This is a genomic window from Flavobacterium pectinovorum, from assembly GCF_022802975.1.
In the GTDB taxonomy this organism is placed as follows: domain Bacteria; phylum Bacteroidota; class Bacteroidia; order Flavobacteriales; family Flavobacteriaceae; genus Flavobacterium; species Flavobacterium pectinovorum_B.
On record NZ_JAFEVZ010000013.1, the window covers coordinates 146,862 to 158,098 of the forward strand.

Annotated in this window: 14 protein-coding genes; 11 read left to right on the forward strand and 3 right to left on the reverse strand. The window is 31.7% G+C overall.

Annotation, left to right across the window (positions count from 1 at the left end; genetic code table 11):
- Positions 1-204: 204 nt before the first annotated feature.
- Both FLV_RS16910 and pyrF read right to left on the reverse strand, forming a co-directional pair.
- A complete protein-coding gene (locus FLV_RS16910) occupies positions 205-1,005 on the reverse strand; it encodes an ABC transporter substrate-binding protein (RefSeq protein ID WP_243235520.1) in 801 nt (266 codons plus the stop codon).
- Between the two features lie 125 nt (positions 1,006-1,130).
- Entirely contained in the window at positions 1,131-1,982 is an 852-nt protein-coding gene (gene pyrF / locus FLV_RS16915; RefSeq protein ID WP_243235521.1) for an orotidine-5'-phosphate decarboxylase, read from the reverse strand.
- A 599-nt stretch (positions 1,983-2,581) separates the two neighbouring features.
- Here pyrF and FLV_RS16920 point away from each other — a divergent pair.
- The 9 genes from FLV_RS16920 to FLV_RS16960 all read left to right on the forward strand — a co-directional run bounded on the left by FLV_RS16920 (position 2,582) and on the right by FLV_RS16960 (position 8,053).
- Positions 2,582-3,133, forward strand: a complete 552-nt coding sequence (locus tag FLV_RS16920; protein ID WP_243235523.1) for a helix-turn-helix domain-containing protein — start codon at positions 2,582-2,584, stop codon at positions 3,131-3,133.
- Between the two features lie 20 nt (positions 3,134-3,153).
- A complete protein-coding gene (locus tag FLV_RS16925) occupies positions 3,154-3,603 on the forward strand; it encodes a response regulator (protein WP_243235525.1) in 450 nt (149 codons plus the stop codon).
- Between the two features lie 14 nt (positions 3,604-3,617).
- Positions 3,618-5,402 carry a CHASE3 domain-containing protein gene (locus FLV_RS16930; RefSeq protein ID WP_243235530.1) on the forward strand — a complete coding sequence of 595 codons (1,785 nt, stop codon included), beginning with the start codon at positions 3,618-3,620 and terminating at the stop codon, positions 5,400-5,402.
- A 139-nt stretch (positions 5,403-5,541) separates the two neighbouring features.
- On the forward strand, positions 5,542-6,126 hold the full coding sequence (locus tag FLV_RS16935) for a DUF4142 domain-containing protein (protein WP_243235531.1): 585 nt from the start codon (positions 5,542-5,544) through the stop codon (positions 6,124-6,126).
- Positions 6,127-6,137: 11 nt separating this feature from the next.
- Positions 6,138-6,758 (forward strand): porin family protein, encoded by a 621-nt coding sequence (locus FLV_RS16940; RefSeq protein WP_243235533.1) that lies wholly within the window; start codon positions 6,138-6,140, stop codon positions 6,756-6,758.
- 33 nt (positions 6,759-6,791) lie between these two features.
- Positions 6,792-6,944 (forward strand): lmo0937 family membrane protein, encoded by a 153-nt coding sequence (locus FLV_RS16945; protein ID WP_243235534.1) that lies wholly within the window; start codon positions 6,792-6,794, stop codon positions 6,942-6,944.
- Positions 6,945-6,993: 49 nt separating this feature from the next.
- Positions 6,994-7,278, forward strand: coding sequence for a YtxH domain-containing protein (locus FLV_RS16950; protein ID WP_243235535.1), 285 nt, complete (start codon positions 6,994-6,996; stop codon positions 7,276-7,278).
- A 35-nt stretch (positions 7,279-7,313) separates the two neighbouring features.
- Complete coding sequence (locus FLV_RS16955) at positions 7,314-7,673, forward strand: hypothetical protein (RefSeq protein WP_243235537.1); 360 nt, start codon at positions 7,314-7,316, stop codon at positions 7,671-7,673.
- Positions 7,674-7,702: 29 nt separating this feature from the next.
- Positions 7,703-8,053, forward strand: a complete 351-nt coding sequence (locus tag FLV_RS16960) for a hypothetical protein (protein ID WP_243235538.1) — start codon at positions 7,703-7,705, stop codon at positions 8,051-8,053.
- Positions 8,054-8,498: 445 nt separating this feature from the next.
- Here the strand turns inward: FLV_RS16960 and prfA are convergent, their stop codons facing one another.
- Positions 8,499-9,575 (reverse strand): peptide chain release factor 1, encoded by a 1,077-nt coding sequence (gene prfA / locus FLV_RS16965; RefSeq protein ID WP_243235540.1) that lies wholly within the window; start codon positions 9,573-9,575, stop codon positions 8,499-8,501.
- 409 nt (positions 9,576-9,984) lie between these two features.
- On the opposite strand from prfA, the gene FLV_RS16970 reads away from it, so the two are divergent.
- The gene (locus FLV_RS16970; RefSeq protein ID WP_243235541.1) at positions 9,985-10,440 is read left to right on the forward strand and encodes a hypothetical protein; all 456 of its coding nucleotides are present in this window, start codon (positions 9,985-9,987) and stop codon (positions 10,438-10,440) included.
- A gap of 193 nt (positions 10,441-10,633) precedes the next feature.
- Positions 10,634-11,098: a hypothetical protein gene (locus FLV_RS16975; protein ID WP_243235543.1), complete on the forward strand. Its 465-nt coding sequence runs from the start codon at positions 10,634-10,636 to the stop codon at positions 11,096-11,098.
- The last annotated feature ends 139 nt before the right edge of the window (positions 11,099-11,237 follow it).

Sequence of the window (11,237 nt, forward strand, 5' to 3'; positions counted from 1 at the left end):
TGAATGTACCGCACTTTGAACATAATTTTACAACAAAGTTCACTACATTTTTTTCCACAAATTGTACTAATTAGCACTAATTCTAACAAACCTTATATTACTAAAAACAATCTCATTACATATAAAAAAAAACCTTGAAAAACCTGACCGTTAAAAAATACAACACTAATTAACTTGAAACCGAAAACAAAGAAAAACATTAAACTAATTTTTAAGTCTTTCATGAAGTAATTTAAAATACAAAAAAGCCTTTAACAACCTGCTTCCGTGCCAGGAAAACATTTCGCCGTCTACAAAAATTGTTTTGGCATGATGTGTAAATCTTCCTATTTCAAAAGCGTCTTCTTCCTTGAAAGGATAAGGTTCTGAAGAAAGAAAAACCAGATCCGGATCGCCTTCCAACCGCATTTTTTTAAGTTCAATTTCAGGATAACGACCTTTCTCTTCGTAGATATTTTTAAAATTGTTTAATTTCAGCAATTCATTAATGTAAGTATCATTTCCAACTACCATATATGGATTTTTCCAAATAAAATAAGCCGCTTTCTTACTCTCAATATCCTGAACGTAATTTTTAAAATCGTTTAAAGCAAAAGTTATCTTATCATTCCATTTTTGAGCTTCAGTTCTGCAATTAAAAAGTTTTCCAAAGTCTGAAATCATCTGAAAATTATCTTCAACATAAACAATATTCGTAACCCAAACCGGACAAATTACAGTTAACTGCGCTACAATTTCAGGTGTATTTTCTTCTTTATTACAAATAATAATATCGGGCTGCAATAATTTTATCTTTTCGAAATGAATCTTTTTAGTTCCGCCAACAATTTTCTTTGTAGATTTTAAATGATATGGATGTACACAAAACTTCGTAATTCCTATAATTTTATCTTCCAAGCCTAAATCATACAACAATTCAGTTTGAGACGGTACTAACGAAATAATACGTTTTGGAGCTGTTTCAAAAGAATGTAAATTACCTAATTGATCTACTAATTGTTTCATTGATTTAGATTGTGATTTTTAACCGTAAAGTTCGCTAAGATTTACGCTAAGAACACAAAGTTATTTTCTTTGCGAAACTTGCGAAACCTTAGCGAACTTTGCGGTTAATCTATTTATAAAGTTGGTTAAAACTTAGAATTAATTATTTCCTCCATTTCCTGCTGTACTTTTAAAGCCTCTTCCCTTGCCTTTTCTGCAAAATCGGTTCCGTTTGAAGCATAAATAATAGCTCTGGCAGAATTTACCAATAAACCAACTTTATCATTCATTCCGTATTTGCAAACTTCAGACAAGCTTCCACCCTGCGCACCGATTCCCGGAACCAGTAAAAAACTGTCCGGAACAATTTTTCTGATTTCTGCAAAATATTCGGCTTTGGTAGCGCCAACCACATACATTAAATTATGACTGTTTTTCCATGACTTAGAAGTTTCTAAAACTTGTTTATACAATTCTTTAGCTCCGCTCAATTCGGCTTCGCCTCGTGCTCCATTTGTTGTTAAGGTTTGAAAATCGAAAGCTCCTTCGTTTGAAGTTAAGGCTAACATTATTGTATGTTTATTTTCAAAAGCCAGAAAAGGCTCAACTGAGTCTTTTCCCATGTACGGTGCAACGGTAACACTGTCAAAATTTAAATCTTCAAAAAAAGCTTTGGCATACATGCTTGAAGTATTTCCGATGTCGCCACGTTTTGCATCAGCAATCGTAAAAATTTCAGGAAACTTTTCATTAATATAATTGATTGTTTTTTGCAGTGATATCCATCCCTTTATACCATACGCTTCAAAAAAAGCAGTATTAGGTTTATAGCCTACAGTAAGATCATGTGTCGCATCAATTATAGCTTTATTAAATTCGAAAATTGGATCTTCGGTTTCTAATAAATGCTGGGGAATTTTTGTTAAATCCGGATCCAGTCCAACACATAAAAATGATTTTTTCTGAAATATTTGTTCGTGTAGTTGTTGTGTAGTCATTCGTGATTTTTTAGTTCTTCCAATTCAAAGAAATGATTCATTTTAGAAAGTATGCAAAAATAAATAAAGACACTCAATTAAGAATAACTTTTGGTATTTATATTCTAAAGAACACTTAAAACTTTTTTATTTTCCGAAAATAACAATTCAAAGTAAAATCAAATTATTCAATAAAAAAATGTGAATTATACAACAGTTTATAAAATTGATGTAACACAAAACCGATATACAATTTGCAATTTTACATTATAAAATTCTTCAACATAAAATCATGAATTTCAAAGAAATAAGAAAACTGGAATGAATTGAAAGGAAAGTTGAATCAAAAAATGCCACTCTGACGATGACGATTTGATGTTTGCTAAAGAATCTAAATTGCAAAGAAAACTTTAGCAAAAATTAGGTAAACAAAAGAAGAAGTGCATCAAATTTTGTCAGAATTGCATAATCCTTTCAAAATATACCAGTGTACCGCCTAACCTAAATTAGGCGGTATTTTTTTAATTTTTAAATTTAAGTTTAACGTTAGACAATTCCTAAAGTCCCTAATTAACACAAAAAACAAATAAATTAGTTATCTTTAACCATATCTTTACAAAATGAAATTATTTATAAAATTTGACATCAATACAATTTGTACACTTTTTCTAAAAGAAAAACTGGATGAGCAAAATTTAAATTTTGCTACTTTAGGTTTTGGAGAAATTGAACTTGAAGACAATCTAAGTACAGAGTCATTAGATGAACTTAAAAACAGTTTAAGTCCTTTTGGTTTTGAAGTAGTTGAAAATCAAAAAAGTGTTTTGGTTCAAAAAATAAAAGATGCCATAATAGAACTGGTTTACACTGATGATAACAATAACTTTAAAAGTTCAGCTTATCTTGCAGACAAATTAAATCATAGCTATGGTTATTTATCAAATGTGTTTTCTGAAGTGACCTATTCCTCTATTGAAAATTTTATAATCATTCAAAAAATTGAAAGAGCAAAACAGTTAATGATTGTGAATGAAATGAGTTTAACCGAAATTGCTTTTTTACTAAATTATTCCAGTGTCGCACACTTGAGTACTCAGTTTAAAAACACAACAGGAATAACACCTTCAGCCTTTTTGAGAATTATTAAAAAACGAAGAGAAAATTTAAAATAAAAACCAAATACCTATAATCAATGCAAAAAAACGCATTACACATTTTACTTGCTGACGATGACGAAGACGACAGACTTTTTTTTAAAGATGCTTTTGAAGAAGTAAAAGTACAAACCAAAGTCGAATTTGTTTTCGATGGCTTACAGCTAATGGAGCATCTTATGAATCCGGACACTAAATTACCTGATATTTTATTTCTGGATTTGAACATGCCTAAAAAAACGGGTAAAGAATGTTTAATAGAAATAAAAAAAACAGAGCATCTTAAAAACCTTATAATTGCAATTTATTCAACATCCTCTTCTGATGAGGATATTGAAGATACTTTTGTTGAAGGTGCCAATATTTATATAAAAAAACCGAGTGATTTTAATGCTCTTAAAAAAATTATTAATGAAGTAATAACGCTAAACTGGCACTATCACACTTCAGGACTTAACAGAGACAATTTCTTATTGAGCCTTAAATAAAATATTACAATCTAATGAAATGGATGCCTAAGTTTAATTCCTCAAATTCTTTGAGAGTTATTTTTATAATAGCTATTTTCATTTTACTTTTTCTTTCATCAATAGCTTATAAACATAATCGTGATCTAAACGAATCCAGCAAACTGGTAATACACACCTATGAAATTAACGTACAGCTTGAACAGTTAATTTCTGCCATAAAGGATGCTGAAACTGGTCAGCGGGGATATATTATTACCCGCAATCCTAAATTCCTGACTCCATATATTTATTCAAGAGATAAAGTAAACAGATCGTTTATTACGCTTAAAAAATTAACTTCAGACAATCCGAAGCAAAAACAAAATCTTGAAAATCTGTTTTCTTTGGTTGTTCAGGAGTTCAAAACTTTCGAAAACTGTCTAAAATACAGCAATCCCAAAACTTACGATAAAAGAAAACTGGACAATTATATGTTCAGCGGTCGTATTTTGATGGAAAATATTCGTTTTCAGGTTGAAAAAATGAAAGATATTGAGAAGAAATTTTTAGAGAAAAGACTCCGCAAATATGATGAAGAGATTTCTTTAGGCCCTATATTTTCAATTTCTCTGTTTTTAACCGCACTCACTTTTATTCTGTTAGCTTACAGACAAATCAGCAGAGATCTTATTCGATTAAAAAGTTACAACAAAAAACTATTAATTTCGAGCGGATTGATGTCTGAGTCTGAAAAAATAGGACAATTCAGTACCTGGCAATGGGATTTAGATACTAATAAAATTGACTATTCAGATAATCAGTTTCGAATTTTAGGCTATTCTCCAAATTCTTTTGTTCCCAATAAAGACACTTTTCTCGATTTTGTACATCCGGAAGATAAAGATGCTGTTGCAAATTCTATGGAAGGGATTATCAACAATAATGAGCTGCCATTTACTTATTATAAAATTATCAAACAGAATAATGAAATCAGGCATTTTAAATCTACAGGAAAATTACTTGTCGACCAGAACGGCAGTAATATTTTGTTAGGAATAAATTTTGACATCACTGATGAGCATTTATTAAACATTGAGCTTAAGGAACGTAATAGTCAACTGGAAAAAAGTAACAAAGAACTCGCTTCCTTTAACCATGTTGCTAGCCATGATTTACAAGAACCGCTTCGTAAAATTCAAACTTTTATTTCGAGAATTTCTGAAACCGACAGAGCTGCAATTTCTGACAACGCCAAAGAATATCTTATCAAAATTGAAACATCTGCCAAAAGAATGCGCGTTTTAATTGATGACTTATTATTGTTTTCAAAAACCAATACAACCAAAAAAGAATTTATTAAATCTGACCTGAATGAATTATTAGAAAATTCCAAATCAGAACTGGCTGTAATACTTGATGAAAAAAAGGGAACTATTAAAGTAAGTAAACTTCCAAAACTTCATGTAATTCCGTATCAGATTGAGCAACTTTTTATCAATTTGATTGGTAATTCATTAAAATACAGTCAGCCGGAAATAGCTCCTCAGATTGTTATTCGCTGTGAAAAGATTTTATCTAATGAAATTCCGGAATTGATAGACCAGCCATTTAAAAAATTCTACAAAATTACTTTTACTGATAACGGAATGGGATTTGATCCTCAGTTCAAAGACAATATTTTTGTATTGTTTCAGCGTCTGCATTCTAAAACCGATTATCCCGGTACCGGAATTGGTTTAGCCATCTGTAAAAAGATTGTAGAAAATCACAAAGGCTACATTACTGCCGACAGTAAACCCAACGAAGGCTCGGTGTTCACAATATTTCTGCCTGAATAAATTTCTCAGTAATACTTTTAAAAACGTTATATAAATCCTGCTATGGGAATTATATAACGTTTCTTTTTTATGCTGTAAAGCAATCCTTACCATTCGTTTGCATCTTTGTAATGTAGATAATGAATAACAAATTAACAAGATGCTCTCATCAAAAACATCATTTTTAAAAATACTTTTTACAGGAGTTACATTGGTATCAATTAACGCTTGTGAAAGAAATGACAAAATTGAAAAAGAAGACATCCAAAACGTTCTTATAACAAACAATAATGAAGAAACAGAAGTTTATTTTTTTACTGCTTTAGCAAATTCAACCCAGGCTATTATTGCTAAAAGTCAATTGGCGCAATACAAAAGTTTAGAACAAAATACGAGAAAAATGAGTTCTAAAATCGAAAACAACCAAGTGATGCTATTGCAGGAAATAAATAAGATTACACTAAAAAAACTTATTGTCATTACCGATATAAATATCCCTACGAATGACGATTTGTATAAATTAATTGATACTTCATATGTAAGTTTTGATAAAGTCTATATTAATTCTATGACCAAATTATTATACGAACAAATTCAATTATTAGAATCAATTTCTAAAAAAACAAATGATAGTACTGTTTCAAAATTAGCATTTCATTATTTACCAATACAATACAAACTTTTGCTTGAAACTGAAAAATTAAATGAATTAAATACAATTAAGAATACTACAATTATTAACTAAAACTTTAAATTATGAAAATGCCATCAAATATTTTATGCACCTTAACCTTTTTTTTAACAGCTTCATTTGGAATGCTGCATGCTCAGGACAACAATGTTAATACCGAATTTGGTATAAAAGGCGGAGTAAACATGTCAAACTTTTACAACGAAGATGCAGACGATAAAAATATGTTATTCGGTTTTAATGCAGGTCTTTACGCTACACTTCCAATATCAGATTTTGTAGCAATCCAGCCGGAACTATTATTCACTACCAGAGGATCTGAATTAGAATATAATGGACTTGTTTCAGGCAGTACAAAATTCAAATTAAATTATATTGAACTTCCTCTGTTAGTAAGAGTCAATCTAACTAAAAACTTCAATATACATGCCGGTGGTTATGCCTCTTATTTGGTGAGTTCTAAAATAACAGGAGAAGGAGATATTGATTTTGAACAAGAATTTGATACCGATAATTTCAACAAATTTGATGCCGGTATTGCAGCTGGTGTGGGATTAGATTTTAACCCGATAAGTGTTGGATTACGATACAACTACGGATTAACAACTTTTATTAAAGACGGTGATAATTCTTCTGATTTAAAAAACACCAACTTTTCTTTATATCTATCATATAAACTAAACTAACTCTTTAATTATTAACCCTAAACAATCTAAATCATGTCAAATTTATTATACACCATCGCAGTAATTTTAGTCATTCTTTGGGCCTTAGGATTTTTTGTCTATAGCGCAGGAAGTATTATACATATTTTATTGGTAATTGCCATTGTAGCCATCTTGTTAAGACTTATTAAAGGTCGCGAAATTTAAAATCAAATATTATTAAAATAATTTATATCAATCTTTTAAATCAAACATTATGAAAACTAGCAGCACAATTTTAGGAATTTTAGGAGCCGCAGCGGCAGGAGCATTTTTAGGAGTATTATTTGCACCGGACAAAGGGTCTGAAACCAGAAAAAAAATCAAAGATAAATCGAAAGATTACGGAGATAACCTTAAAGGAAAAGTAGATGGTATTTTAAGCTCATTAAATTCTAATGGCAAAGATATTATCGAAGAAGGAAAAGCAAAATTCAATCAGGTAAAAGAAGACTTCAACGCTATCAAAGATGAAGCAAAGACTGTAAAAACGAACTACTAAAAAGTGAATTTTTCAATCATAAAACACCCAAAATCATGGAAACTAATGCAACAACAAACGACAACCTGAATATGTACGACAAAGCAGAAAACTATACCAAAACAAGTTTAGAATTAATTAAACTTAAAACGGTATCAGCAGCTGCAGATGTTTTATCAACATTAACATCACGGATAGCGGTTGGCGCTGTTGTTGCATTTTTTACTTTGTTTCTCAATATTGGACTTAGCTTATGGATTGGAAAAGAACTTGGCGAATACTATTATGGCTTTTTTGCAATAGCACTCTTTTATTTAATTGTTGCTATTGTACTACACAAAACACAGCACAAGTTGATTAAAACACCTATTGGAAACATGATCGTTTCCAGTATTCTGAAAGACTCAAAAAACTGATTTTACAATTGATAAAGAAAAAGACTGTTATGGAAACTATTTATACTATTGATGCATTAAATCAGAGAATTCAGCTTTTAGAAAATCGACAAAACAGGGAATGGTGCGACATCAAAGACGAAGTCGATGAAATCAAAGAGAATTTAAAACCGCTGAATCTCATTCGGAACACGGTTCAGGAAGTCAATGAAACTGTAGGTTTTAAGAGTGATCTTGCCCAATCAGCTGTAAGCATCGGAATAGGTTACCTCGCTAAAAAACTGGTAATCGGAAAAACCGATTCAACGTTTAAGAACATTCTCGGATCAATATTACAGCTTGCCGTGACCACTTTAATCACAAAGCCAACAGACCATGATCCTTCTTCAGTGAAGGAATAAAATCAAGAAGATTCACTTAAAGAGTAACTGTATAACTAAAAACAACTTATTATGGAAAAGATAAACGAAATAATAATCAAAAATGGTGTTTACATTTACTCCAATTTCTATAAATGTTTTGAATACACAAGAGTATTTCTAGGTATCTAACTGTTTATACGTTCAGCTACAACAAACGGTTAAATGGTTAATACATCACTATATTTTAAGGTTCTGAGTTACTAAGGCACTAAGATTCTGAGTACAAAAAATTAGAATTCGAAAATAAGCCTTATCTCAACCAAAAAGAGACTGTCTCACTAATGTGAAACAGTCTCTTTTCTTTTATACCAAATAGAACTGTAATTTTTTTTTTGAGTCCAATTTTATAAACAAAAAAACGACCGTTCCATAAAAAACAGTCGTTTAAATATTTTAAAACTTAGAACCTTAGTATCTCAGAAACTTAATAGATTTCTGAAGCTTCTTTCAATTTCTCCATATTATTCACCAACTGAAGCTCAGCTACAATTTTCTGAATATCACCATTCATGATGTTTCCTAAGTCGTAAAGTGTCAAACCAACTCTGTGATCCGTCACACGGCCTTGCGCATAGTTATACGTACGAATCTTAGCCGAACGGTCACCGGAACTTACCTGAGACGTACGTTTTGTAGCATCTTCAGCTTCCTTTTTGGCCAATTCCTGCTCGTATAAACGCGAACGTAAAACGTTTAGTGCTTTATCTTTGTTTTTATGCTGTGATTTCTGATCCTGACATTGCGCCACCAATCCGGTTGGAATGTGCGTTAAACGTACCGCCGATTTCGTCGTATTTACAGATTGTCCTCCAGGTCCTGACGAACAAAAGAAATCTACACGAACATCATTCATATCAATTTGAACATCAAACTCCTCTGCTTCCGGCAAAACCATAACAGTTGCAGCCGATGTATGCACACGCCCTTGTGTTTCTGTCTGAGGAACACGCTGTACACGGTGAACACCTGCTTCAAACTTCAAAGTACCATACACATCTTCTCCGGAAACCTCAAAAATAACCTCTTTAAAACCTCCAGAAGTTCCTTCGTTCATATCTACCACTGAAGTTCTCCAACCCATGCTTTCGCAATATTTAGTGTACATTCTGAACAAATCTCCTGCAAAAATACTGGCTTCGTCCCCACCCGTTCCGGCACGAATCTCGACCATTACGTTTTTCGCATCTTCAGGGTCTTTCGGAATCAACATAAATTTGATTTCCTCCTCTAGTTGAGGCAGGCGTTCTTTTGCTTCATCCAGCTGCATTTTGGCCATTTCGACCATATCTGCATCGCTTCCGTCAGCAATAATTTCGTTTGCTTCATCAATATTGGCCAAAACAAGAATGTATTCTTCTCTTTTTTCAACCAACGCCTTAATGCTTTTATATTCCTGATTAAGCTGTACATAACGTTTTTGATCCGCAATTACATCCGGCTGAATAATCAAATCCGAAATCTCATCAAAACGCTGCTTTACATATTGAAGTCTGTCTAACATTTTCTAATTCCTTTTATTGGACTGCAAAATTACAAAATTTTTGTGGAAAATTCTATCATTAACTTTTTGTGTTTTTTAAGAGTAAAATTTGGTGGAATTAGGATTATTTTTAGGAGCTGTTTCCTGCTATCCGCTATATCTTTTTAGGCAGAATATTTACGGTTTAATAAGATCTTTTTCGTTAGCCTAAAAAGGATACCGCTGCTATCAGGGCTAGGTCTTTTGGGTTTTATAAAAATGGTATTGTAAAAGAATATTTTAGAATTTTATATGATGAATTTTCGTTATAAATAAATTATATTTGAAAAATAATTTGAACCAAAACATGCGCATAACATACCCATTTGGAATTAAATGAGGTAATTTTATGCGTATATAAACGAGTTATGAGCAAGCAAAAAAGAACTTTATGACAAAAAAGAAAACTACTGAAAAAGGTCTTCCCTTAAATATCATTCTTGCAATTTTATTTATTTTATTTTTAATAATTGGTTCAATCGTACACTCTTGTTCTAAATCAAATACTCAAGATGTTAATAAATACGAAGAAAAAAATATTGAAACATCCGCAGAAGAAAATATTGACGCTAAAACAGAAGATAATAACTATTCAGTAACTACATATTATGTGAAGCAACAAACATATGCAGGAACATGTGAAGAATGTTTTGATGAAATTTTTGATTATTGCAAAGTTGATGATAGAAAAGCTCTTCAAACAATGGAATATGAAGGAAAAATGAAAATACTTCATGAAGGACAAAAAGTATATTTACTTGATGCAGGCTTAACTTATGCAATTGTAAGAGAAGAAGGATCGACGGAAAAACTTTGGGTCGTTAATGAACATATCGAAAAACACTAACAATCTTGCCAGCTCATAACAGCTACTACAACGGATTTGGGCAATTGGCTTAATGGGAAGTTGGTTTTGTATTTGGGATGATTTGGCAAATCCGAAAAATGGGCTTAATTTAATCCCAAACCCGCTGTAGTGCCAAGACGTTATAGCCAATGCAAAGGAAGAAGACAGAAGAAAAATACCCAAATTAATTGTAATGAAATTTGAATTAAAGTTTACAACAGATTACGGACAGTTCTACATAAATGACAAAAATGCAACTGGAAATACTGGTTCCGAAAATTTTTGGGCTGACCAAGCTTTCGCCGACAAACTTGCTGTTGAAGATGGAGTTTTAGGAGTTGCAATTGCAAATGATGAAGGAAAAGTAGAATGTGAGTTTGAAATTTTGGATTCAAAAAGTTTAATTAATGATTTTAGTGGATTTGACCACATTGTAGAAGCAAGTATAAAAATTCATTCCAAAATTTTACAAATATTAGACTGTCCACATTCTGAAATTGAAATCGAAACCGAAATTGAAAATGGCGAATATAGAGTACGGGTTTATTCTATAAATTTAGACTCTGCTTACGATGAAATCCCAAACGATTCTTATAAAATAGAAATGTGGAAAGAAGCTTATTCGGAACGAATTGTTTTGAAAAGACATTTGGGCTAATAAGCACTGGCTATAATCGAGTAGACGGCTCCGTCTCAAATAGAACGGAGTGCGCCTCTCACACCACCGAGCGTACGGGTCACGTACTCGGCGGTTCGCAAAGTGATGGGTTAAGTTCGATGTAAACATCCATTAAAGA

Bases quoted from the DNA above. Each gene is read 5' to 3' on its own strand.
- FLV_RS16910 (WP_243235520.1), bottom strand. From the start codon at position 1,005: ATGAAACAATTAGTAGATCAATTAGGTAATTTACATTCTTTTGAAACA.
- pyrF (WP_243235521.1), bottom strand. From the start codon at position 1,982: ATGACTACACAACAACTACACGAACAAATATTTCAGAAAAAATCATTT.
- FLV_RS16920 (WP_243235523.1), top strand. From the start codon at position 2,582: ATGAAATTATTTATAAAATTTGACATCAATACAATTTGTACACTTTTT.
- FLV_RS16925 (WP_243235525.1), top strand. From the start codon at position 3,154: ATGCAAAAAAACGCATTACACATTTTACTTGCTGACGATGACGAAGAC.
- FLV_RS16930 (WP_243235530.1), top strand. From the start codon at position 3,618: ATGAAATGGATGCCTAAGTTTAATTCCTCAAATTCTTTGAGAGTTATT.
- FLV_RS16935 (WP_243235531.1), top strand. From the start codon at position 5,542: ATGCTCTCATCAAAAACATCATTTTTAAAAATACTTTTTACAGGAGTT.
- FLV_RS16940 (WP_243235533.1), top strand. From the start codon at position 6,138: ATGAAAATGCCATCAAATATTTTATGCACCTTAACCTTTTTTTTAACA.
- FLV_RS16945 (WP_243235534.1), top strand. From the start codon at position 6,792: ATGTCAAATTTATTATACACCATCGCAGTAATTTTAGTCATTCTTTGG.
- FLV_RS16950 (WP_243235535.1), top strand. From the start codon at position 6,994: ATGAAAACTAGCAGCACAATTTTAGGAATTTTAGGAGCCGCAGCGGCA.
- FLV_RS16955 (WP_243235537.1), top strand. From the start codon at position 7,314: ATGGAAACTAATGCAACAACAAACGACAACCTGAATATGTACGACAAA.
- FLV_RS16960 (WP_243235538.1), top strand. From the start codon at position 7,703: ATGGAAACTATTTATACTATTGATGCATTAAATCAGAGAATTCAGCTT.
- prfA (WP_243235540.1), bottom strand. From the start codon at position 9,575: ATGTTAGACAGACTTCAATATGTAAAGCAGCGTTTTGATGAGATTTCG.
- FLV_RS16970 (WP_243235541.1), top strand. From the start codon at position 9,985: ATGACAAAAAAGAAAACTACTGAAAAAGGTCTTCCCTTAAATATCATT.
- FLV_RS16975 (WP_243235543.1), top strand. From the start codon at position 10,634: ATGAAATTTGAATTAAAGTTTACAACAGATTACGGACAGTTCTACATA.